The following is a 23,485-nucleotide window of genomic DNA, read 5'->3' on the forward strand; positions in this document are numbered from 1 at the left end:
CATGTCACGTCAATTGAGCGAATGTGTTTTTGTTGCCGGCCACAAGGGGATGGTGGGTTCGGCCATCGTCCGGCGCCTGCGAACGTTGGGTTATACCAATATTGTGACCCGCGACAGGGCTCAATTGAATTTGCTTGATCAGCGCGCGGTAGCGGATTTTTTTGCCGGGAACAAGATCGAGCAAGTCTATATGGCCGCGGCAAAGGTGGGTGGCATTCATGCGAACAACACCTACCCGGCCGAGTTCATCTACGAAAACCTGACGATGCAGGCGAATATCGTCCATGCGGCGCACCAGCATGACGTGCAGAAAATGCTGTTTCTTGGCTCCTCATGCATTTACCCCATCAAGGTCCAGCAGCCAATGGCTGAAGAGGCTCTGCTGACAGGGGTGCTCGAGCCAACCAATGAGCCTTATGCGATTGCGAAGATCGCCGGGATCAAGCTGTGCGAGAGTTACAACCGTCAATATGGACGTGATTATCGCAGTGCCATGCCCACCAATCTGTATGGTCCGAACGATAACTTCCACCCGCAAAACTCTCACGTGATACCGGCTCTGCTGCGTCGGTTCCACGATGCTGTCGAGCAGGGCGTTGAAGAGGTAGTGATTTGGGGCAGCGGTTCGCCAAAGCGCGAGTTCCTGCATGTTGATGACATGGCCAGTGCATCCGTTCATATCATGGAGTTGGATCAAGCGCAGTACGGCGCCTGCACCCAACCGATGCTCTCTCATATCAACGTTGGTACGGGGCAGGACTGCACTATTCGAGAGTTGGCCGAAACCATCGCCAAGGTCACTGGGTTCAAGGGTCGCCTGAGCTTTGACGCCACCAAGCCGGACGGCCCGCCAAGGAAGCTGATGGATGTTTCGCGTCTTGGGCGATTGGGATGGCACGCAACTGTAAGTCTCGAAGACGGGCTGCGAGACGCCTACGCCTGGTTCTCCGAGAACGCCTTGCATGCTCGTTCACGCTAGGCTGAAAACTGACCGTGACGGTCTTTTTCAGGGCTCGGTTCAACCACTTCGTTGTGGGTGTTAACGGTTGTCTCCCGCGCAAACTACACTCGCGCCTGTACAGCGGCGCTGATCTCGGTCTCAAAGGATGATTGAATGTTTCTTCCAGTAATCATGGCCGGCGGCTCGGGCACCCGGCTATGGCCACTCTCTCGTCAACTGAACCCTAAGCAGTTCCTGCCCTTGGTGGATGCAGACCTGACGATGCTCCAGGCCACGATCAAGCGCCTTGATGGACTTGAGCACGGCTTGCCGCGGTTGATTTGCAATGAGCATCATCGCTTTCTTGCTGCCGAGCAGCTTCGGCAACTGGGGCTGGAAGACGCGAACATCATTCTTGAGCCGGTAGGCCGGAACACGGCGCCGGCCATCGCCTTGGCGGCCCTGCAGGCGCTGAGCGAGCAGACCGATCCGATCATGCTGGTGTTGGCTGCCGACCACTTGATTCAAGACGTCCAGGCCTTCCAGGAGAGTATTACGGCGGCCCTTTTGCTTGCAGAGTCGGGCAAATTGGTCACGTTTGCCATTACCCCCACCAGCCCTGAGACGGGCTATGGCTACCTTCAGTTGGGTGCTCCTGTTGGGGCCGGTGGGTTCAAGGTCAGCCGATTCGTCGAAAAACCCGACTTGAACACCGCGAAATCCTACTTGTCCCAAGGTGGCTACTTTTGGAACAGCGGTATGTTTATGTTTCGCGCCAGTCGCTATATCCAGGAACTTGAAAAGTTTCACCCGGAAATCGTGTCGGTATGCCGTGGTGCCTTGGCCGGGGGCCAGCAGGATATGCATTTTACCCGGGTTGACGGCACCCTCTTTGCGACGAGCCCGGACGTGTCAATTGACTATGCCGTCATGGAGAAAACGGCGGATGCCGTGATGGTTCCGTTGAACGCAGGCTGGAGCGACATCGGCTCGTGGTCGGCGCTCTGGGAGGCCGGTGAAAAAAACGCGCAAGGCAACCTGTTCAAGGGGGATGGGCTGTCGGAAAACACTACCGGCAGCTACGTTCACGCGACCCATCGGCTGGTCACTACGGTGGGCGTGCAAGACCTGATTATTGTGGAGACCAAGGACGCTGTCCTGGTGGCGCACAAAGACCAGGTTCAGGAAGTCAAAAAGATTGTCGATCAACTCAAGGCGGGTGGCCGTCAAGAGCAGGTCAACCACCGCGAGGTCTATCGTCCTTGGGGTGTGTACGATTCCATCGATAGTGGCGAGCGTTATCAGGTCAAGAGGATTACAGTCAAACCGGGTGAAAAGCTTTCGGTGCAAATGCACCATCACCGCGCAGAGCATTGGGTTGTCGTGAGTGGCACTGCTCGTGTCACCAACGGGGAGAAAACCTATCTCGTCACGGAAAACCAATCCACGTTTATCCCCATCGGCCAGGTCCATGCACTTGAGAATCCGGGGATGATCCCCCTGGAACTGATTGAGGTTCAATCAGGGTCTTATTTGGGCGAGGATGATATTGTGCGGTTTGAAGATATTTACGGTCGCGTAAAGGGTTGACGTATTGAAGATCTCGATTATCACGGTTTCATACAATAGTGAAAAAACGATAAGAGACACTATTGAATCTGTGTTGGCTCAAACCTATTCGGATATTGAATACATCATCGTAGACGGTGGATCCAAAGATAATACGATGGGTGTGGTCGCGGAGTATGCGGCGTCTATCGCGACCATCGTGAGCGAACCGGATCGCGGTATATACGACGCGATGAACAAAGGTATTGCGCTGGCCACCGGCGATGTCATCGGTATTCTCAACTCCGACGATTTCTACGAGAGCCCGTCGTCGTTGGAGAGCGTCGCCGCAGCGTTTCGGCTAAAGCCAGACGATGCGTTGATCTTCGGCGATGTCGTCTTCGTCAACCCTGATGACCTGCATCGGGTGACACGGGTCTACCGCGCCGCTCATTTCAAGGCTTGGAAACTTCGGTTTGGATGGATGCCTCCCCATCCCGGAACGTTTATAAGAAGGCAAGCCTACAAGGACGTCGGTGATTATTCCTTGTTGTACACGATATCTGCGGACTATGAGATGTTTGTCCGCCTGTTGTTGACCAGGCACTGCCGCTTTTCGTATATCGATAAAGTATTGGTACGCATGCGTTCGGGTGGCGTCAGTACTTCAGGTGTCAAAAGCAGCTTGAAGCTCAATAGGGAAATCGTTCAGGCCTGCAAGCGAAATGGCATATATACCAATTTGTTCATGGTCCTCAGTAAAATCCCATTCAAGTTATTGGAATACCTCAAGCGCCCGGGAACGAGGAGCTGATGGAACATATCTTCATTACCGGTGCCGGCGGCTTTTTGGGTAGAGACTTGATCCGTCGCCTGCAATCAGAGGGTCGGTATCGCCTGTCCGCCTCGGTCCGGAATGCCGAGACCCATGTCCCTGCGGGCGTGGTTGCGCATTTCACCGGCGCGATGGACGCCCGAAGCTCCTGGGCGGCGGCCCTCACCGGCGTGGACGTAGTCGTCCACTGTGCTGCCCGAGTGCACGTCATGGCCGATACCTGCGCCGACCCGCTTCAGGCTTTTCGCGAGGTCAACGTTGCCGCCACGCTGCACCTGGCTCGGCAGGCGGCAACTGCCGGAGTCCGCCGCTTTGTGTTTATCAGCTCGATCAAGGTCAATGGCGAAGAATCCCTGGCGGGCAGGCCGTATCGGCCCGATGACGAGCCCAAGCCAATCGACGCCTACGGTCTCTCCAAATGGGAGGCTGAAAAAGGGCTCCTGCAATTGGCCGAGGAGGTCGAGATGGAGATCGTCATCATTCGCCCCGTGCTTATCTACGGCCCAGGGGTAAAAGCAAACTTTCAAAACATGATGCGTTATTTGTGCAAGGGCATCCCTTTGCCGTTGGGCGCCATTCATAACAAACGCAGTTTTGTTGCGTTGGATAACGTAACCGATCTGATCGTCACGTGCCTGGATCACCCGGCAGCCAGTAATCAGGTGTTTCTCGTCAGTGATGATGAGGACCTTTCTACCACTGAGCTGTTGCGCAAAATGGCGCGTGCGCTGCGCGCGCCCGCGCGTTTGGTGCCCGTTCCGGCCTGGCTTCTTACGGCTACGGCCAAGCTTTTGGGACTGTCCGGGTTTTCCCAACGGCTGTGCGGGACCTTGCAGGTCGATATCAGCAAGACCCGTTCGTTGCTGGGATGGGCGCCTCGTGTTGGCTTGGATCAAGCACTTGACGGCACGGCACGACATTTTCTGGATCAGAATAAACGATGAATGTTCTTTGGTTACTCCCCGGCCTGGCAGGTGTTTCGCTACTGCTCACGTGGCTGCTTCGGCGCTATGCATTGTCGGCCAGCCTGATCGATACACCCAACGCTCGCAGCTCTCACTCCATCCCAACGCCCAGGGGGGGCGGGGTGGCGATTGTGCTCAGCTTCCTGGCGGCGGTCCCCGTGCTGGCCTTCGCCGGCCTTGTGCCTTGGCCCTGGGCGTGGGGCATGCTGGGCGCGGGGCTGGGCGTGGCAGTCCTGGGGTTCATGGATGACCACGGGCATATCGCAGCGCGTTGGCGGCTGCTCGGCCATTTCCTGGCGGCGGCTTGGGTGTTGTTTTTCCTTCACGGGCTGGGGCCGGTCAGGGTGTTCGGCCAGCTTCTGGACCTTGGCTGGTTTGGGAATGTCCTGGCCGTTCTCTATCTGGTCTGGCTGTTGAATCTCTATAACTTCATGGATGGCATCGACGGCATCGCAAGCGTTGAAGCGCTGTGCGCCTGCTTGGGCATGTGCGCCATCTATTGGTGGGTGGGCCAGCCACAGCTTGTGTGGACACCGCTGGTGTTCAGCATGGCGGTAGCGGGGTTTCTGTATTGGAATTTCCCACCGGCCAGGATTTTCATGGGTGATGCTGGAAGCGGGTTTATCGGCATCATGCTGGGTGCTTTCTCATTGCAGGCCAGTGTCGTTTCCCCTCAGTTGCTCTGGGCATGGCTGATCATGCTGGGGGTGTTCATCGTCGATGCCACATTCACCTTGATACGCCGGCTGTTGCGCGGGGATAAGGTTTATGAGGCCCATCGCAGTCACGCCTACCAGTTTGCCTCGCGACAGTTTGGTCAACACCGTCCAGTCACGCTGACGGTCGCGTGCATCAATATCTTCTGGCTGTTCCCCGTGGCACTGGCAGTCGTGTTGTTGGATATCGATGGCTTTCTTGGGCTTGCTCTCGCTTATGCCCCTTTGATTTGGCTGGCAGTAAGGTTTCACGCGGGAGCGCTGGAGCACGTTGAGGCGCGCTGATCATCCTGGATGTTCAAGTGCAGACTAAAATAGTCTGATAGCGACATCATCCCTGCGGTGTCTATTGGCAGGTGAAGGTTATTTTGGAGAATGAAGATGGATCGAATGCGCACGCTGCTGCTGGGCTTGCCAAGGCGTCACAAGCGCGTTCTGCAGGTTCTGACTGACGTCGTGATGGTGTGGATCGCGTTGTGGATGGCCTTTGTAGTACGCCTGGGCATCGATGAAATGGTCAATCCTGTCCGGATGCACTTCTGGCTGTTCATTTCTGCGCCCATCATTGCCATCCCGTTGTTCGTGCGATTTGGCATGTACCGGGCAGTCATGCGTTATTTCGGCAATGATGCGCTGATCGCCATCATCAAGGCCGTCAGCTTGTCAGCGTTGATATTGGCGTTGGTGGTCTATTGGTACAGCAATCATCAAAACGTGGTTCCGCGCTCGATCGTGTTCAACTATTGGTGGTTGAGCCTGATCATGATCGGCGGCTTGCGACTGGGCATGCGCCAATACTTTTTGGGGGATTGGTTCACCGCTTCGCAGCACGTGCCTTTCACCAGTCGTGACGATGGCTTGATCAAAGTCGCTATCTACGGCGCCGGTTCTGCCGGGAACCAGTTGGTTGCCGCACTTCGAATGGGGCGAGTCATGCGCCCAGTGGCGTTTATCGATGACGACTCGAGCATTTCAGACCGAGTCATATCGGGTTTGCATGTGTATAAACCCAAGCACATCCAACAAATGATCGAGGCAACCGGCGCCCAGGAAATCCTTCTGGCCATCCCCTCGTCCAACCGTGGCCGCCGTCGTGAAATCCTGAGTTTTCTTGAAGGCTTTCCACTCCACGTGCGCAGTGTTCCCGGCTTCATGGACCTCGCCAGTGGGCGTGTCAAAGTTGACGATATTCAAGAAGTCGATATCGCCGACCTGCTGGGGCGCGATGCGGTCCCGGCACAGGCCGACTTGCTTGAGCACTGCGTCAAGGCCCAGGTGGTACTGGTAACCGGTGCGGGTGGCTCCATCGGCTCGGAGCTTTGCCGACAGATTCTTTCCCTGCGGCCAACGACCTTGTTGTTGTTCGATCACGGCGAATTCAACCTGTACACCATCCTGTCCGAGTTGGAACAGCGCATTGCGCGGGAGTCTTTGCCGGTAAAACTTCTACCGATTCTCGGGTCAGTGCGTAACCCGGAAAAACTGCTCGACGTGATGAAGACCTGGCATGTCGATACCGTCTACCATGCCGCGGCCTACAAACACGTCCCGATGGTTGAGCACAACGTGGCAGAAGGCGTGTTGAACAACGTCATCGGAACACTGAATACCGCCCAGGCGGCACTCCAGTCGGGGGTTGCCAACTTCGTGTTGATCTCAACTGACAAGGCTGTACGCCCGACAAACATCATGGGCAGTACCAAGCGCCTGGCAGAGTTGACACTGCAAGCCCTGAGCAGGGAATTGGCCCCCGTACTGTTCGGCGACAAGTCCAATGTTTCCCATGTCAACAAGACCCGCTTCACCATGGTTCGCTTCGGCAACGTTCTTGGGTCCTCGGGCTCTGTGATTCCGTTGTTCCACAAGCAGATCAAATCCGGAGGGCCGCTGACGGTGACCCACCCGAAGATCACGCGCTACTTCATGACGATCCCGGAGGCCGCCCAACTCGTCATCCAGGCAGGCTCCATGGGGCAGGGCGGGGACGTATTTGTTCTGGATATGGGCGAACCGGTGAAAATCATCGAACTGGCAGAAAAGATGGTTCATCTCTCTGGCCTGAGCGTGCGCTCCGATAAAAACCCCCAAGGTGACATCTCCATCGAGTTCACCGGCTTGCGTCCCGGTGAAAAACTTTACGAGGAGTTACTGATTGGCGACAACGTGGTCGCGACCCAGCACCCGATGATCATGAGTGCCAGTGAAGATCATCTGTCGTGGGAGGTGCTCAAGGGCACGCTCAAAGAGCTGCTGGCTGCGGTCGATCAAGATGATTACGCGCGTATCCGAGAGCTGTTGCGCGACACTGTCAGCGGCTACTCCCCCGATGGCGAAATCGTTGATTGGATCTATCAGCAACGTCGCCTGGAGCCTTGATTTAACACCCTGTTACTCAAGCTTTTTTGACGAATCCCACGCATCACCTAAGTTTGAAAAGCAGCTTCGGAAAGCTGCTTTTCTCTCATAGTTGTCATGGAGCGTCACCAATGCAAAACACCTACGTTTCTTCCCTGATCTTCGCCTTCCTCACCACACTCTCCGTCACCACCACCGCAGCCCCTTCGATCAAACCCGAAGCACCCACCCCCATCACTGCGCAAATAACCAAGGCCGAGCAAGCCGCCAAGGTCAACCTGAACGCCGCCGACGCCGAAACCCTGCGGCGTGACTTGTTCGGCATCGGCGCCGCCAAAGCCAAGGCAATCGTCGCCTACCGCGATAGCAACGGTCCGTTCACGGCAGTGGATGAGTTGTTGGAGGTGAAGGGCATTGGCAAGGCGTTGCTGGAGAAGAACCGCGATAGGCTGTCGATCAATTAAGTAGCCAGGAGGCCGGTCATTGATCGGCCTTTTCATCTTCCCGGATCTGCGTTTTCAAGGTGTCTCGAACCACATCCATGATCCGCGTGGCCAATTGTGGATTCTCGACACTCCTGGCCAGCACCAGCGCGCCCACCAGTGTCGACATCATCACCAGTGCCTGAGCGTCAGTACGGCCCTCACCCAAAGCTGTATCAATCTGTTTGAGCCGTGCATCGAGCACGGCGTCCGTTGTCGGACTAGGCTGGCCTCGTAGCCCTAGTTCGGAACACATGGTCGGCAAAGGGCAACCCTGGTCCGGGGAGGTCTGATGCCAGTCCGACAGGTAGCTGTCGATGAACGCGTCCAACGGCCGCTCCTGGCTGAACAGCATCTCGCAGTGAGTATCGAGTTCTGCGGCCGAGGCGAGCAGGGCTTTTTCTACCAGTTCGTCCTTGGACTTGAAGTGTGCGTAAAACCCGCCATGCGTCAGGCCCAGCGCTTTCATCAGCGGTTGCAGGCCGGTGGCGCCAATGCCGTCGCGGCGAAAGCGTACCGACGCTTCCTTGATGATGCGCTGATGGGTTTGGGCTTTGTGGTCTTGGGAGTAACGCATAGGGCAGCCTCGGTAACGAGGTGGCAGTTTAACGGAGTTGAACGTTATTACACATCCAGCGAAGCGCAGCGGTTGGCACGAAAAGTGATTACGTCTACGCAGAGGATTGTTCAACAATCATGGGGGAGTGATGGCACTCAGTTTGTCGTTAGCCGATCAGATCGCGCTGGAACTTCGTGCCGACATCATCGGTGGGCGGTTGCTACCTGGCATGGCGTTGGTCGAGGTGGAGTTGGTGAGGCGTTACAACGCCTCGCGCAACACGATTCGCGAAGCCTTGCATCGCCTGGGGCAAGAAGGCCTGACCCGGTACGTGCGAAACAAGGGGGTGATGGTCCGGCGCCTGGAGCGTGAAGAGGTGCGTGATGTGTTTGTAGTGCGACGCACCCTGGAGTTACAGGCCATCGCCCAGAGCGGCGCATTGACCGCCGATCAGTCCGAGCGCATGCAAAACGCTATCGACGCCACCACCCTGGCGCGGGAACGTGAAGATTGGCGCGCCGTGGCCACCCACAGCCTGGTGTTCCACCAACAGATTGTCGGGCTGATGCGCAGCCCGTTGTTCGATGACTTTTTTGCCCAGGTGATCGCCCAGTTACGCCTGGTATTTTGTGCCGCACCCGATGAGCAGCGGTTCCAGTCACCCTGGCTGGAGCGTGACCGTGAGATATACGTGCTATTGGTCCAAGCGGATAAACCGGCAGCAGGGCAGGCGCTGAGTTTGTATCTGGATGATTCGGAGCGCGCGTCGCTGGCCCTGTTCGCCCCCCTTGATCGAGGATTTCCATAATGTACAAAGACTATCCGGCGGCTTATCAGGTCAGCAAAGGTTCGGCGCTGCAGGTTGATAAGGCGTTTTATGAGCGCATTCGCGAGTGCGCCGACCAGCGCACCTTGATCGAACAATTCGAGGTGCCGATTCGTACGGGCAGGGCATGGAAAGTGCCGGCCGGGCATGTGTTCCGGGTGACCACGCCGGTTGGCCCGCAGGTGGGCGACTTCAACGTGTGGAACGCCAATGACCCGCGCGAGCGGCTGTGGGCCGCACGCACGCGGCAGTTGCAGGGCGCCCATGTCAGCACCCATGACCGCTTGTGGTCGAACCTGCCGTTTCTGCGGCCCCTGGTGACTATCACCGATGACAGCCTGGCGAGCTATGGCATCGATGAACATGGCGGGCGCCTGCATGACCTGCTGGGTACGCGCTGCGACCCTTATGTGAACCGCATGCTCACCGGTGAGGACTTCCATCACCATTGCCACTCGAACCTGACGCGTGCGGTTTTACCCCACGGCCTGACGGAATTCGACGTGCATGACGTGCTGAATATTTTCCAGTGCACCGGCCTCAATCAGGACGACATGTATTTCATGAAGGCGTGCCCGGCGCAGAAGGGTGATTACCTGGAGTTCTTTGCCGAGATTGATCTGCTGTGCGCGCTGTCGACCTGCCCGGGCGGGGACCTGTCACTGCCGATGTGGGGCCCCGACGCGCAGGACCCGCTGACGGTGTGTCGCCCGCTGGGCGTTGAGATCTACCGGTTGGAAGCGGCGCTGCTGAATGGCTGGAGCCAGCCGGAACGTGCTGCCTACAAGGGGCAGCACGGGTTGCATATGGCCAAGGCGGCTTGGGAGTAACCCAAGGCTCAGCGATCTTGCGCGTCCTTGGCATCCGCCTGGGCGTTGCGTTCGGCCACGCGTTTGCGTTGTTCGTCGGTGAGTTCCACCTTGTTGGCGCTGTCCCGCAGCATCAGCAAGCCACCGACGATCGAGCCGATCGCCACCACTAAAATCAACCACGCATACCACGGCATAAGGCTCTCCTTGAGGCAGATTGCCGTGGGAGAATTTTCCCACGGGAATAACTGCTTTGAGTAACGGGCTTTCTCAGTAGTTCAGTGTAGGCCCGTTCTGCCTCCAGTAGATCAGAGCCCGGTCAACATCGCATCCGCCGGGGCACCGGCACGGTTCTGCGCGGTCATCTGGAAGTAGGCAAACCCTACCGCCATGAAGCCCAGGAAGATCAACCCGATCAACGTGTTGAACCAGGCCATGGCCACCAGGCACACCACCGCCAGCACCAGCGCAATGCCCGGCACAATCGGGTAACCCGGCGCGCGAAAGGTGCGCTCCAGCAGCGGTTCGCTTTTACGCAGCTTGAACAGGCTGAGCATGCTCATGATGTACATCACGATGGCGCCGAAGACCGCCATGGTGATCATCGCTGCGGTCAGCGTCATGCCGCCCAGGTTGATCAAGCCGTCGCTGTAGATCGCGGCGATGCCGACCACGCCGCCGGCGAGGATGGCGCGGTGGGGTGTCTGAAAGCGCGACAGCTTGGCGAGGAAAGAGGGCAGGTAACCGGCGCGGGCCAGGGCAAAGAACTGACGCGAATAGCCGAGGATGATGCCGTGGAAGCTCGCCACCAGGCCGAACAGGCCGATCCACACCAGCATGTGCAGCCAACCTGAGTGGTCGCCCACCACGGTTTTCATCGCTTGCGGCAGTGGATCGTTGATGTTCGACAAGGTGCGCCAGTCACCCACGCCACCGGCGAAGAACATCACGCCCATGGCCAGGATCACCAGGGTCAGGATGCCGCTGATGTAGGCTTTTGGAATGGTGCGCTTGGGATCTTTCGCTTCTTCTGCGGCCATGGCCGCGCCTTCGATGGCGAGAAAGAACCAGATCGCAAAGGGAATCGCCGCAAACATCCCGGCAATCGCCGGCGCGCCAAACGTATCCGAACCGGCCCAGCCATTCAGGGCGAAGTTGCTGAAACTGAACGCCGGGGCGACCACGCCCATGAATACCAGCAACTCGGCCACGGCGAGCACGCACACCACCAATTCGAAGGTGGCAGCGAGTTTCACGCCGAGGATGTTCAGGCCCATGAACACGAAATAGGCGCCGACGGCCGCATGTTTCGGGTCCAGTGCCGGAAACTGCACGTTGAGATAGGCACCGATGGCCAGGGCAATGGCGGGCGGGGCGAACACGAATTCAATCAGCGTCGCCAGCCCGGCAATCAAGCCGCCTTTCTCACCAAAGGCGCGGCGGCTGTAGGCAAACGGCCCACCTGCGTGGGGAATGGCGGTGGTCAGTTCGGTGAAACTGAAGATAAAGCAGGTGTACATCGCGGCGACCATCAGCGAGGTCACCAGGAAGCCCAAGGTGCCGGCGACGCCCCAGCCGTAGCTCCAGCCGAAGTACTCCCCGGAAATCACCAGGCCGACAGCAATGCCCCACAAATGCAGGGTGCCCAAGGTGGGTTTGAGTTGTGTGTTCATCGTGCTGCGCTCCCTGAACGGTTTGGAATGATTCAAGGTATTGCAGCGGCCATGCCAGCCTGAGAATCATTGTCGTAAAGGCGCACACCTGTCGTCGGGGGGATGGTTTGGCGTTTGAATCTCGGCAGGGTTGCACCAGATGAGTGCGAGGTTGTTTGAGCTGCCGCCATCGCGGGCAAGCCCGCTCCCACACTCGACCGCGTTGTCATGGCAAACGCCGATCAAACTGTGGGAGCGGGCTTGCCCGCGATGAGGCCTTCCCAGCCACTACACCTCTCCTGTAACCCCCGCATAAACCCACTCTTTACGCCGTCTTTACGCCCCGCCCACCCCCTCGCTCTCGTTCCTTTACACCACTCCTGCGGACAATTGCCCCACACGCGGCAATACGCCGCTAAACGGAGAAACTTCCATGAGCGTTCTGGACGGGGTGTCACTGCTATTGGCCGTGGCGCTGTTCATTTATCTGCTGGCTGCGCTGCTACGCGCGGATCGGAACTAGGAGCTTGGCCATGCACAGTTATGACTATTGGCTGATCATCGCCTTCTTTGCCGTGGTGTTGGTGCCGGCGCCGTTCCTGGGCCGGTTCTACTACAAGGTGATGGAAGGCCAGCGCACCTGGTTGAGCCCGGTCCTGGGGCCTGTCGAAAAGGCCTGCTATCGCCTCTCGGGCGTGGACGAACATCAGGAACAAAGCTGGCAGAAGTACATGCTGGCCCTGCTGGCATTCAACCTTGCCGGCTTCCTGCTGTTGTTCGCCATCCTGCTGTTCCAGGACTACCTCCCACTGAACCCGCAGAAATTACCGGGCCAGGAATGGACGCTGGCCTTCAACACCGCCGTCAGTTTCATGACCAACACCAACTGGCAGTCCTACAGCGGTGAGGCGTCCCTGAGCTACCTCAGCCAGATGGCCGGCCTGACCGTACAGAACTTCGTCAGCGCCGCCACCGGTTTGGCCGTCCTTGTCGCCTTGTGCCGCGGGATCGGTCGCAAATCCGCGCAGACCCTGGGTAACTTCTGGGTCGACATGACCCGCGCCACCCTCTACGGCCTGCTGCCCCTGTGCCTGGTGCTCGCATTGTTCCTGGTGTGGCAGGGCGTGCCGCAGACCTTCGCCCATTACGTCGATGCGCTGACGATGCAGGGCGTGGATCAGGTGATCCCCCTCGGCCCGGCCGCCAGCCAGATCGCGATCAAGCAACTGGGTACCAACGGCGGTGGTTTCTTCGGCGTCAACTCGGCGCATCCGTTTGAAGACCCTACCGCGTGGGCCAATCTGTTCGAGGTGGCGTCGATCATCCTGATCCCGGTGGCGCTGGTGTTCACCTTTGGTCACTACGTGAAGGACCTGCGCCAGAGCCGCGCGATCCTTGGCTGCATGTTGGCGCTGTTCCTGATCGGCGGCGCCACCTCGCTGTGGTCCGAGTCCCAGCCCAACCCGACCCTGAACCACCCGGCCGTCGAGCAGACCGCACCGCTGGAAGGCAAGGAAACGCGCTTCGGCACCACCGGCACCGTGCTTTGGTCGGTGACTACCACCGCGGCGTCCAACGGCTCGGTCAACGGCATGCAAGACAGCCTCAGCCCGCTGAGCGGCATGGTCGCGCTGGTCAACATGATGGTCGGCGAAGTGATCTTCGGCGGCGTCGGCGCCGGCATGTACGGCATGTTGCTCAACGTGTTGATCGCGGTGTTCCTCGCCGGTTTGATGATCGGCCGCACGCCGGAATACCTCGGCAAGAAACTCCAGGCCAAGGAAGTGCAATTGCTCGTCGTCACCTTGCTGGTGATGCCGGTAGGCGTGCTCGTCCTCAGTGCGATCGCCGCCAGCCTGCCCGGCCCGGCGAGTGCCATCAGCAACCCTGGCCCTCACGGGTTCAGCCAATTGCTCTACGCCTACACCTCCGCCAGTGCCAACAACGGCTCGGCGTTCGCCGGCCTCAGCGCCAACACCGCGTTCCACAACCTGATGCTCGGCCTTGGCATGTTGATCGGCCGCTTCGGCTACATCCTCCCGGTCCTGGCCCTGGCCGGCAGCCTGGCGATGAAGAAGGCCGCACCAATTGGCCAGAACAGCTTCCCGACCCATGGCCCGCTGTTCGTGACCCTGTTGACCGTGACCATCTTGCTGGTGGGCGGCCTGACCTTCCTGCCGACGCTTGCTCTAGGCCCCATCGCTGAACACCTGAGCATGGGCTTCTAAGGGGATATGAACATGAATATGCCTGCAAAAAACGCCGCTCCCGTGCAAACCCAGGAGCCCGCCAAAACCGCCATCTCCGCCCTGTGGCGCCCGGCGCTGGTCCAGGCGTTCGTCAAGCTCGACCCGCGCCAATTGCAACGCTCGCCGGTGATGCTGGTGGTCGAGCTGACCGCCATCCTCACCACCGTGCTGTGCTTCGTGCCCGACACCGCCGTGCCGACGTTTGTCGCCGTGCAAATCGCCGTGTGGCTGTGGTTCACCGTGTTGTTCGCCAACTTCGCCGAAGCCTTGGCCGAAGGGCGTGGCAAGGCCCGTGCCGACAGCCTCAAGGCCGGCAGCGAAGGCCTCAGCGCACGCCGCAAGGAAACCGACGGCAGCTTCAAGGTCGTGCCGGCCACCAGCCTGCGCAAAGGCGATGTGGTGCGCGTCGCCGCCGGGGAAATGATCCCCGGTGACGGCGAAGTCATCGAAGGCATCGCGGCGGTCAACGAAGCGGCGATCACCGGCGAATCCGCGCCGGTGATCCGCGAGTCCGGCGGCGACCGCTCGGCCGTCACCGGCAACACGCGGCTGGTGTCGGACTGGCTGCTGATCCGCATCACCGCCAACCCCGGTGAGTCCACCCTGGACCGGATGATCGCCCTGGTCGAAGGCGCCAAACGCCAGAAAACCCCCAACGAAGTGGCGCTGGATATCCTGCTGATCGGCCTGACGCTGATCTTCCTGTTGGTGGTGGTGACCCTGCAACCGTTCGCCCACTTCGCCAATGGCAGCTTGCCGCTGGTGTTCCTGGTCGCACTGCTGGTGACGTTGATTCCCACGACGATTGGCGGCTTGTTGTCGGCCATCGGCATCGCCGGCATGGACCGCCTGGTGCGCCTCAACGTGATCGCCAAATCCGGTCGCGCGGTTGAGGCGGCGGGGGACGTGCATGTGCTGCTGCTGGACAAGACCGGCACCATCACCTTTGGTAACCGTCGCTGCTCGGCGGTGGTCGCGGCGCCTGGCATCAGTGGCCGCGAGCTGGCCGAAGGCGCGCTGCTGGCGTCCCTGGCGGACGACACGGCGGAAGGCAAATCCATCGTCGAATACCTGCGTGCGCTGCACCCCCAGGCCGAGCCGTCCCTGGACGAACTGACCGCCGTACCGTTCAGCGCCGAAACCCGCTTGTCCGGCGTCGACTACCAAGGCCGCGTATTCCGCAAAGGCGCGGTGGATTCGCTGCTGGCCTTTGCTGGCCAACAACGCCGCGACCTCGCACCCGCGCTGTCGCGGGAAATCGACAAGATCGCCCAAAGCGGCGGCACGCCGTTGCTGGTGTGCGCCGACGGCAAACTGCTCGGTGCGATCCACCTCAAGGACGTGGTCAAGCCCGGCATCCGCGAACGCTTCGCCGAACTGCGCAAGCTGGGGATTCGCACCGTGATGGTCACCGGCGACAACCCGCTGACCGCCGCTGCAATTGCCGCCGAAGCCGGCGTGGATGACGTGCTGGCCGAAGCCACCCCGGAGAAAAAACTCGCGCGCATTCGTCACGAGCAGAACGACGGCCGCCTGGTCGCCATGTGCGGCGACGGCGCCAACGACGCCCCGGCACTGGCCCAGGCTGACGTCGGCATGGCGATGAACGACGGCACCCAGGCCGCCCGCGAAGCGGCGAATATGGTCGACCTCGACAGCGACCCCACCAAGCTGCTGGATGTGGTGCAGATCGGCAAGGAATTGCTGGTGACCCGTGGCGCGCTGACGACCTTTTCCATCGCCAACGACGTGGCCAAGTACTTCGCGATCCTGCCGGCGCTGTTCGCCTCGATCTACCCGCAACTGGGCGTACTCAACGTGATGCACTTGCAGAGTCCGCAGAGCGCGATCCTTTCGGCCATTGTGTTCAACGCCTTGATCATCGTGGTGTTGATTCCCCTGGCGCTGCGCGGTGTGCGCGTGCAGGCGGCGAGTGCGGCGGCCTTGCTGCGGCGCAACCTGCTGATCTACGGCGTGGGCGGGTTGCTGGTGCCGTTCGCGGGCATCAAGGCGATCGACATGCTGTTGACCGCGCTGCACCTGGTTTGACCCGATGCCTGTGGGTGCTCTCCCAGTGCCCACAGGTTGCAATGACCGAATTGAGGAACTTGAAATGTCCAATATCATCCGCCCGGCTCTGAGCCTGCTGGTGCTCATGACCCTGATTACCGGCGTCGCCTACCCACTGGTGGTCACCGGCGTCGCCCAAGTCGCCTTCCCCGAGCAGGCCAACGGCAGCCTGGTGTACGACGCCAGCGGCAAGGTGCGCGGCTCCAGCCTGATCGCCCAGGATTTCAGCGGCGACAACTGGTTCCACCCGCGCCCATCTGCTGGTGCCTATGCCACGGTTTCCAGCAGCGCCAGCAACCTCGGCCCGAGCAACCCGGCATTGGCCACGCGCATCTTCGAGGACGCGAACAAGCAGCTAGTGCCGAGCCAGGGCCCGGTGCCTCTGGCCTCGCTGACTACCTCTGGCAGCGGTCTTGATCCACACTTGCCACCGGAGGCGATTGCCTATCAACTGGCGCGCGTGGCGGCGGCGCGGAATGTGCCGGTGTCGACCCTGCAACGTTTGCTGGATGAGCACATCGAAAGCCCGCTGGTGGGGCCGCCGGTGGTGAATGTGCTGGCGCTGAACATGGCCCTGGAAAAGTTGTAGGCATTGAAGACGCTATCGCGGGCAAGCCCGCTCCCACATTTGGAATGCATTCCCCTGTGGGAGCGGGCTTGCCCGCGATGACGGCCTCAAAGATTGCAAATAAACACCTGAAGGAACCCCCTACATGAGCGACTCCGGCCGCGCCGATGCCCTGCTAGCCGACCTGCCCCGCAATGGCCGTGGCCGGCTCAAAGTCTTCCTTGGCGCCGCGCCGGGCGTGGGCAAGACCTACGCCATGCTCCAGGCCGCCCACACCCAGCTGCGCCAGGGCGTGAAACTGATCGCCGGCGTGGTCGAGACCCACGGCCGCGCCGAGACCGAAGCCCTGCTCAGCGGCCTGCCGCAGCAACCGCTGTTACGCACTGAATACCGCGGCGTGATGCTCGAAGAAATGGACCTCGACGGCCTGCTCGCCGCCAAGCCCAAGCTGGTGCTGGTGGACGAACTGGCCCACAGCAACGCCCCTGGCAGCCGTCATGAAAAGCGCTGGCAAGACATTCAGGAACTGCTCGCCGCCGGCATCAACGTGTTCACCACGGTCAACGTCCAGCACCTGGAAAGCCTCAACGACCAAGTGCGCGGCATCACCGGCGTGCAAGTGCGCGAAACCCTGCCGGACTGGGTGCTGCAAGAGGCCGACGAACTGCTGCTGATCGACCTGCCATCGCGCGAGCTGCTGGAACGCCTGCGCGACGGCAAGGTGTATGTGCCGGAACAGGCCCGCGCGGCCATCGACGCATTTTTCACCCAGACCAACCTGATGGCCCTGCGCGAGCTGGCGATGCAGACCGCCGCGGCCCACGTCGATGCTGACTTGGCCCAAGGCTACCGTCAGCTCGGCCAAGCCGCGCCGGCAGTGCGCGGCCGCCTGCTGGTGGGCGTGGATGGCGATGCCCAGGCCGAACGCCTGGTGCGGCATGCCAGCCGTGTCGCGCAGCGTCGGCATTTGCCGTGGAGCCTGGTGCATATCGATAACGGCGGCGCGCGGGATGAGCAATCGCGCCTGCGCCTGCAAAACGCCCAGCAACTGGCCGAACGCCTGGGCGGCGAAGTGGTGTTGCTGCGGGCCGGGGAGGTGGCCAAGACCCTGATCCAGCACGCCGCCGAACGCCGTGCCAGCCTGCTGCTGTTGGGGCAGTCGCGGATGCGTTGGCGCCGTCGGGTATTTGGTGGCGGGCTGGCGGCGCGCCTGTTGCGCAATGCCCGGGGGCTGGAAATCAACGTCCTCGACAGCGACGACATTCCCGCGCCGCCGCGCCTGCCGGACGTGCGTGGGCTGGTGTGGTTCGACTACGGCCTGGCGGTGGTGGCAACCGTCGTCGCGGCGGCGGTGGCCTGGGCGGTGTCCAGCGTGTTGCCGTTGCCGAATATCTCGTTGGTGTTCCTCGCCGCGGTGCTGTTGGTGGCGGTGCGCAGCAGCCTGGGCCCGTCGCTGGTGTGCGCGGCGTTGTCGTTCATGACCTACGATTTCCTGTTTATCCCGCCGAACTTTTCCTTCGCCATCCAGCGTGAAGAAGATGTGCTGACCTTATTGTTCTTCCTGCTGATGGCGGCGCTCACCGGCAACCTCGCCGCGCGCCAACGCCGGCAGTTGCAGGCGCTGCGCGACACCCAGGAAGAAACCAGCGAGTTGCTCGACCTGTCGCGCAAACTCACCGCCGCCACCGACCGCCAGGCGGTGATCAGTGCGGCGGCCCATCACCTGGAAGGCTGGAGCGACCTCGACCTGTGCCTGGTCAATCGCGACGGCCAGGGTGGTTGGACGATCGAAACCGGTGGCCCGCTGACCCTCACCGAAGGCGAACGCGCCGCTGCGGACTGGGCCTGGCAGCACGATCAACCCGCCGGCATGGGCACGGGCACCTTGCCGCTGGGCCGTTGGTGGTGGTGGCCGTTGTCGGGTGAAGAAGGGCCGCTGGGCCTGCTCGGCGTGAGCCCCAAGCCGGGCCTGGAATTGAGCGGCCAGCGCCGTCGCTTGCTGACCGCCCTGAGCCAGCCGCTGGCGCAAGCCCTGGCCCGTGCGCAACTGGCGCAGGAGTTGGAGTCGGCGCGCCTGCACGGCGAAACCGAGCAACTGCGCAGCGCCTTGCTCGCCTCGGTGTCCCACGATTTGCGCACGCCGCTGACCTCCATGCGCGGCAGCATCGACAGCCTGCTGGCCCTCGGCGAGGCCATCCCGCTGGAGGACCGCCGCGAACTGCTGGAAGGCACCCGCGATGAAGCCGAGCGCCTCGACCGTTACATCCAGAACCTGCTGGACATGACGCGCCTGGGCCACGGCGCGTTGAAGCTGGCGCGGGACTGGGTCTCGCCCGGCGATATCGTCGGCAGCGCCCTCGGCCGCTTGCGCGCGGTGCTGGCGCCGCTGCAGGTGCACACCGAGGTGCCGGCCCAGTTGCCATTGCTGTATGTGCACGCGGCGCTGATCGAGCAGGCACTGGTCAATGTGCTGGAAAATGCCGCGCGCTTTTCGCCGTCCCATGGGCGTTTGCAGTTGAGTGCGGGCGTCGCGGATAACCAACTGTTTTTTGCCGTCGCCGACGAAGGCCCCGGCATCCCCGAGGACGAGCGCGCGAAGATTTTCGACATGTTCTACACCGCCGCCCGTGGCGACCGTGGCGGGCAGGGTACCGGTCTCGGCCTGGCGATCTGCCAGGGCATGGTCGGCGCCCACGGCGGGCATATCGGCGTGGCCGACGGCATCGACGGCCGAGGGACTTGCATCACCCTGTTCCTGCCGTTGCCGATCCAGCCTGGCCTGGAGCGCGAGGCATGAGCTACCCTGTTTTTTCTCCCGATTCTGATTGGACACCATGAGCCAGACTGCGACGATTTTGGTCATTGATGACGAACCGCAGATCCGCAAATTCCTGCGTATCAGCCTGGCCTCCCAGGGCTACAAGGTGATCGAGGCCGGCACCGGCAACGAAGGCCTGGCCCAGGCGGCACTGAGCAAACCGGACTTGCTGGTGCTCGACCTCGGCCTGCCGGACATGGACGGCCAGCAAGTGCTGCGCGAATTTCGCGAGTGGTCCACGGTGCCGGTGCTGGTGCTGTCGGTGCGCGCCAGCGAAGGGCAGAAGGTCGAAGCCCTGGACGGCGGCGCCAATGACTATGTGACCAAGCCCTTCGGCATCCAGGAATTTCTCGCCCGCGTGCGCGCGCTGCTGCGCCAGGCACCGGCGGGGGAGGCGCAGGAAGCGGCGCTGTCTTTCGGGCCGCTGACCGTGGACCTCGCCTACCGCCGCGTGCTGCTGGACGGCGTCGAAGTCGCCCTGACGCGCAAGGAGTACGCGGTGCTGGCGCAACTGGCGCGGCATCCGGGGCGGGTGATTACCCAGCAGCAATTGCTCAAGGATATCTGGGGGCCGACCCATACCGAAGACAGCCATTATTTGCGGATTGTGGTGGGGCATTTGCGCCAGAAGCTGGCGGATGATCCGACGCAGCCGCGGTTTATCGTGACGGAGGCGGGGGTGGGGTATCGGTTGTTGGGCACATAGATTTTTGGTGGCTGGGCCGGCCTCATCGCAGGCAAGCCAGCTCCCACACTTGAATTGCGAACACGTTCAAAATGTGGGAGCTGGCTTGCCTGCGATGAGGCCATCAGCAGCACCCAAGATTTCAGCCCTGCTCACTCTCATACCGGTCCAGGGTATCCCTGGCAATCTCCCGCCCCAGCGCGATCAACTCCGGCGCCTTGTAGAACTCGAAAAACCGGCACACCCGCTTCGGCACGTTGATCAACACATCCGGCGGGTACCCGGCAATCTTGTACTGCGCCAACGACGTTTGCATCACCTCGAAACTCTGGTTGATCAGGTCCAGCAACGACGCCGGCCCCACGTTATCGATGATGAACGAACCGGTCGCCGACTTCGGCGCGCCAGCCTTTTCCGGCGCGGCGGCGGGTTGCTGGGATTCGGGTTCCGCCGAGTCCAGCCAAGGGTTGATGTCCGCCGCTTCGGCCTGCAAGGCTTCCTGTTCCAGTTTCATCAGTTGCTCGGCCTGCTTGCGCCGAAATGGCAGGTGCGAACCGAGTGATTTCGCCAGGCTGTTGAAGCGGCTCTTGAACGCCGGTGGGCGCTGGATCACCGGCAGTTGGTAGTGCTTTTGGTTGGTGGCGTTGAGGTTGACCGCGATGATCAAGTCGCAATGGCTCGACACCACCGGCACGATCGGCAGCGGGTTGAGCAGGCCGCCGTCCACCAGCATGCGGTTGCCTTGCATCACCGGCGTGAACAGGCTGGGGATCGCCGCCGAAGCGCGCATGGCCTGGTGCAGGCAGCCTTCCTGGAACCAGATTTCCTGTTGGTTGGTGAGGTCGGTGGCGACGGCGGTGTAGGGGATGCGCAGCTCTTCGATATTCAACTCGCCGACGATCTTGCGGATCTGGCCAAAGACCTTCTCGCCACGAATCGCGCCGAGACGAAAACTGACGTCCACCAGGCGCAGTACGTCGAGGTAGTCGAGGCTTTCGATCCAGTTACGGTATTCATCCAGCTTGCCGGCGGCGTAGATGCCACCGACCACGGCGCCCATGGAACAACCGGCGACACAGGCGATGTCGTAGCCCCGTCGTTCGATCTCTTCGATCACGCCGATATGGGCGTAGCCCCGGGCCCCGCCAGAGCCCAGCACCAAGGCAACACGTTTCTTCATGGTCATGTCCTACAGATGGCAGGTGCCCACAATGCACCCATTGAGGGGGCGGCTTCAATCTTCGCTGCGGGAGTGCCAAGCCTCGGGTATGCTCTGGGAATAGGTACTATCGTTTTCAGGCTAAGGACAAGGCACTTTTTCATGTAGGCAACGTCTACAACGTACGACTGTTTTTCTTTATTTTGAGGTGTCATCGATGAAAGCCTGAATGTGTGTGCCTGTGATCGTGTTGGCCCTGGCCGGTTGTGCCGGGAAAACCGCGTACCGCGACAGCTGCGGCACGCAATTGGACGCTGCCTGGCACGAGCTGGACTTGGCCAAGGCCGAAGGTTTTGCCGGGACTGTCAGCTATTCCACGGCCCTGTCCCTGCTGACCGGTGCCAAGACCCAGCAGCAATTTGAAGCGTTTGAAGGCTGCGCCAACAAGGCCGAAAAAGCGCGGTTCTATATTCGTGAGTCGCGCGCCGGGCGTTGATCCGAGCGGCGAGTAGGATTATTCATCGGAGAGTGAGGGCAGGATGTCAGCGTTGGTCGATCAGTTAGTCGCTCAGGTCATTGGCCTGGAAGTAGGGTTACTGAGCTGCCAGGCTCGTCTCACCGCCGTCACCGACGATGAAGCCCTGCATGACCTGCGCACCACCGTGCGCCGCCTGCGCAGCTTGCTGCGCCCCTTGCGTGGGCTGCCCGGCGTGGAACAGCTGGAATCGGCCGCCAGCGCGGTCGGCCAATTGACCACGCCACTGCGTGACCGCGAGGTGCTGGCGGCCTATTTGCACCAGCACGGCTATCACGAGGCGGCCGATCGGCGCCTGCGCCTGCAACCCGAGGCGTATCGCCACGTGGCGCAAAGCCCCGAGCTGGCGCAACTGCTGCTGATCCTCGATGCCTTCCCGCGCTTTATCCGCGCATCCGAACATCAGAAATTGCTCAAGGGCCTGCGCCCGCGCATCGAGAAGCGTTTGGCCAAGCAATGGCACGCCCTCGACGCCGCGTTGAAGGACCCCAGCCATGATCGCCACCGCCTGCGGTTGCTGATCAAGCGCGTGCGTTATGCCGCCGAGGCCTATCCCGAATTGCACAAACTCCCCGCCAACGCCATGTCCCGCCTGAAGAAAGCCCAAGGCGCCCTGGGCGATTGGCACGACTGCTGGCAGTGGCTGGCCCAGGCCGAACACCAGCCGGATCTGCAACCCTGCGTTGCCGTGTGGCAACGCACCATGGCCAAGGCCGAAGGGCAGGCGGACCGCGTGCTGGATAAACTCCGCGCCGATTGTTTCTGACACCTGATCGTCCCCACGCTCCGCGTGGGAATGCAGCCCAGGACGCTCCGCGTCCGACAATCGTCCGGCTTTTGGCCGGAATAGGCGCTGTACCCGGCCAACACGCTGGTTAAGATCGCTCACTCGTTTACTTTGCTGTGAGGTCGCCATGCGCTTTTGTGATTTGCTCGACGCCGCCCGAAGCCACCCGCAAGACGTCACCATCCCCGCCGAATGGGCTCAGGGCCGTGCCACTTTCGGCGGCCTGGTCGCCGCGTTGCAGTACGAAGCGCTACGCGCCCAGGTGCCAGCCGACCGCCCGCTGCGCTCGCTGGCCATCACCTTCGTCGGCCCAGTGGCCCCCGATGTGCCCGCCAGTTATCAAGTCGAAGTGTTGCGCGAAGGCAAGGCCGTCAGCCAATTGCTCGGCCGCGTGGTGCAGAACGGCGAAGTGGCGACGCTGGTGCAGGCCAGTTTCGGCGGGTCTCGCGAGTCGGAAATCACGGTTGAGAGCGAAGCGCCGCCGGTGTTCAAGCATTGGGACGAATGCCAGGAACTGCCCTACATCAAGGGCGTCACCCCGGAGTTCATGCGCCATCTGGCGATGCGCTGGAGTGTCGGTGGCCTACCGTTTACCGGGAACAAGTCCCGCGACATGGGTGGCTGGGTCCGACTGCGTGGGGATGTGAAGGAAGAACCGCTGACCGAGGCGCACATCCTTGCGTTGGTTGACGCCTGGCCTCCGGCCTTGCTGCCGCACCTGAAGAAGCCCGCGCCGGGCAGCACGCTGACCTGGACCATCGAGTTCATCCAGCCGTTGCAGGAGCTGACCACGCTGGACTGGTGCCAGTACTACGTAACCATCGAGCACGCCCGTGATGGCTACGGCCACGCCGCCGCCGCGCTGTGGAGCCCGAGCGGCGCGTTGATCGCCATCAGCCGCCAGACCGTGGTGGTGTTCGCCTGACA

At 61.1% G+C, this 23,485-nt stretch carries 22 protein-coding genes; 18 read left to right on the forward strand and 4 right to left on the reverse strand.

Annotated elements, in window-relative coordinates; all coding sequences use genetic code 11:
• Position 1 precedes the first annotated feature (1 nt).
• The 7 genes from PSH87_RS08430 (at position 2) to PSH87_RS08460 (ending at position 7,823) form a co-directional block, all read left to right on the forward strand.
• Positions 2-979, forward strand: coding sequence for a GDP-L-fucose synthase (locus PSH87_RS08430; RefSeq protein WP_305433087.1), 978 nt, complete (start codon positions 2-4; stop codon positions 977-979).
• A 135-nt stretch (positions 980-1,114) separates the two neighbouring features.
• The gene (locus PSH87_RS08435; protein WP_305433088.1) at positions 1,115-2,530 is read left to right on the forward strand and encodes a mannose-1-phosphate guanylyltransferase/mannose-6-phosphate isomerase; all 1,416 of its coding nucleotides are present in this window, start codon (positions 1,115-1,117) and stop codon (positions 2,528-2,530) included.
• 4 nt (positions 2,531-2,534) lie between these two features.
• A complete protein-coding gene (locus PSH87_RS08440; protein ID WP_032864668.1) occupies positions 2,535-3,302 on the forward strand; it encodes a glycosyltransferase family 2 protein in 768 nt (255 codons plus the stop codon).
• Positions 3,302-4,267 (forward strand): NAD-dependent epimerase/dehydratase family protein, encoded by a 966-nt coding sequence (locus PSH87_RS08445; protein ID WP_017734456.1) that lies wholly within the window; start codon positions 3,302-3,304, stop codon positions 4,265-4,267. Before PSH87_RS08440 ends, PSH87_RS08445 begins: the two co-directional genes overlap by 1 nt.
• Positions 4,264-5,289, forward strand: coding sequence for a glycosyltransferase family 4 protein (locus tag PSH87_RS08450; protein ID WP_017734455.1), 1,026 nt, complete (start codon positions 4,264-4,266; stop codon positions 5,287-5,289). Before PSH87_RS08445 ends, PSH87_RS08450 begins: the two co-directional genes overlap by 4 nt.
• Positions 5,290-5,385: 96 nt before the next feature.
• Positions 5,386-7,380 carry a nucleoside-diphosphate sugar epimerase/dehydratase gene (locus PSH87_RS08455; protein WP_026136484.1) on the forward strand — a complete coding sequence of 665 codons (1,995 nt, stop codon included), beginning with the start codon at positions 5,386-5,388 and terminating at the stop codon, positions 7,378-7,380.
• 110 nt (positions 7,381-7,490) lie between these two features.
• On the forward strand, positions 7,491-7,823 hold the full coding sequence (locus PSH87_RS08460) for a ComEA family DNA-binding protein (protein ID WP_017734453.1): 333 nt from the start codon (positions 7,491-7,493) through the stop codon (positions 7,821-7,823).
• A 16-nt stretch (positions 7,824-7,839) separates the two neighbouring features.
• On the opposite strand, the gene PSH87_RS08465 is transcribed toward PSH87_RS08460, so the two are convergent.
• Entirely contained in the window at positions 7,840-8,418 is a 579-nt protein-coding gene (locus PSH87_RS08465) for a TetR/AcrR family transcriptional regulator (protein ID WP_305433089.1), read from the reverse strand.
• A 130-nt stretch (positions 8,419-8,548) separates the two neighbouring features.
• Between PSH87_RS08465 and PSH87_RS08470 the strand changes: the two genes are divergently transcribed.
• Positions 8,549-9,208 (forward strand): GntR family transcriptional regulator, encoded by a 660-nt coding sequence (locus tag PSH87_RS08470; protein WP_305433090.1) that lies wholly within the window; start codon positions 8,549-8,551, stop codon positions 9,206-9,208.
• A complete protein-coding gene (locus PSH87_RS08475; RefSeq protein ID WP_305433091.1) occupies positions 9,208-10,056 on the forward strand; it encodes a DUF1989 domain-containing protein in 849 nt (282 codons plus the stop codon). Before PSH87_RS08470 ends, PSH87_RS08475 begins: the two co-directional genes overlap by 1 nt.
• 8 nt (positions 10,057-10,064) lie before the next feature.
• Here PSH87_RS08475 and PSH87_RS08480 read toward each other — a convergent pair whose 3' ends face one another.
• Both PSH87_RS08480 and eat read right to left on the reverse strand, forming a co-directional pair.
• On the reverse strand, positions 10,065-10,232 hold the full coding sequence (locus tag PSH87_RS08480) for a DUF2897 family protein (RefSeq protein WP_008437727.1): 168 nt from the start codon (positions 10,230-10,232) through the stop codon (positions 10,065-10,067).
• 111 nt (positions 10,233-10,343) lie between these two features.
• Complete coding sequence (eat, locus tag PSH87_RS08485; protein ID WP_305433092.1) at positions 10,344-11,708, reverse strand: ethanolamine permease; 1,365 nt, start codon at positions 11,706-11,708, stop codon at positions 10,344-10,346.
• 412 nt (positions 11,709-12,120) lie between these two features.
• Here eat and kdpF point away from each other — a divergent pair, with 412 nt between their 5' ends.
• From kdpF to PSH87_RS08515, 6 genes are all read left to right on the forward strand, one after another.
• Positions 12,121-12,210 carry a K(+)-transporting ATPase subunit F gene (gene kdpF, locus PSH87_RS08490; protein ID WP_305433093.1) on the forward strand — a complete coding sequence of 30 codons (90 nt, stop codon included), beginning with the start codon at positions 12,121-12,123 and terminating at the stop codon, positions 12,208-12,210.
• Between the two features lie 10 nt (positions 12,211-12,220).
• Positions 12,221-13,915, forward strand: coding sequence for a potassium-transporting ATPase subunit KdpA (gene kdpA, locus PSH87_RS08495; RefSeq protein WP_017734448.1), 1,695 nt, complete (start codon positions 12,221-12,223; stop codon positions 13,913-13,915).
• Between the two features lie 6 nt (positions 13,916-13,921).
• Positions 13,922-15,985: a potassium-transporting ATPase subunit KdpB gene (kdpB, locus tag PSH87_RS08500; RefSeq protein WP_370695297.1), complete on the forward strand. Its 2,064-nt coding sequence runs from the start codon at positions 13,922-13,924 to the stop codon at positions 15,983-15,985.
• A gap of 64 nt (positions 15,986-16,049) precedes the next feature.
• Positions 16,050-16,595 carry a potassium-transporting ATPase subunit KdpC gene (gene kdpC / locus PSH87_RS08505; RefSeq protein ID WP_305433095.1) on the forward strand — a complete coding sequence of 182 codons (546 nt, stop codon included), beginning with the start codon at positions 16,050-16,052 and terminating at the stop codon, positions 16,593-16,595.
• 124 nt (positions 16,596-16,719) lie between these two features.
• Positions 16,720-19,371 (forward strand): sensor histidine kinase KdpD, encoded by a 2,652-nt coding sequence (locus PSH87_RS08510; RefSeq protein ID WP_305433096.1) that lies wholly within the window; start codon positions 16,720-16,722, stop codon positions 19,369-19,371.
• A gap of 37 nt (positions 19,372-19,408) precedes the next feature.
• Complete coding sequence (locus tag PSH87_RS08515; RefSeq protein WP_305433097.1) at positions 19,409-20,098, forward strand: response regulator; 690 nt, start codon at positions 19,409-19,411, stop codon at positions 20,096-20,098.
• A 121-nt stretch (positions 20,099-20,219) separates the two neighbouring features.
• On the opposite strand, the gene PSH87_RS08520 is transcribed toward PSH87_RS08515, so the two are convergent.
• Complete coding sequence (locus PSH87_RS08520) at positions 20,220-21,257, reverse strand: patatin-like phospholipase family protein (RefSeq protein ID WP_017734443.1); 1,038 nt, start codon at positions 21,255-21,257, stop codon at positions 20,220-20,222.
• A gap of 208 nt (positions 21,258-21,465) precedes the next feature.
• Between PSH87_RS08520 and PSH87_RS08525 the strand changes: the two genes are divergently transcribed.
• The 3 genes from PSH87_RS08525 to PSH87_RS08535 all read left to right on the forward strand — a co-directional run bounded on the left by PSH87_RS08525 (position 21,466) and on the right by PSH87_RS08535 (position 23,483).
• A complete protein-coding gene (locus PSH87_RS08525) occupies positions 21,466-21,732 on the forward strand; it encodes a hypothetical protein (RefSeq protein ID WP_305433098.1) in 267 nt (88 codons plus the stop codon).
• A gap of 43 nt (positions 21,733-21,775) precedes the next feature.
• Entirely contained in the window at positions 21,776-22,537 is a 762-nt protein-coding gene (locus PSH87_RS08530) for a CHAD domain-containing protein (RefSeq protein ID WP_017734441.1), read from the forward strand.
• Between the two features lie 148 nt (positions 22,538-22,685).
• Positions 22,686-23,483, forward strand: coding sequence for an acyl-CoA thioesterase II (locus PSH87_RS08535; RefSeq protein ID WP_305433099.1), 798 nt, complete (start codon positions 22,686-22,688; stop codon positions 23,481-23,483).
• Positions 23,484-23,485 lie beyond the last annotated feature (2 nt).

The organism is Pseudomonas sp. FP453 (assembly GCF_030687495.1).
GTDB lineage: Bacteria > Pseudomonadota > Gammaproteobacteria > Pseudomonadales > Pseudomonadaceae > Aquipseudomonas.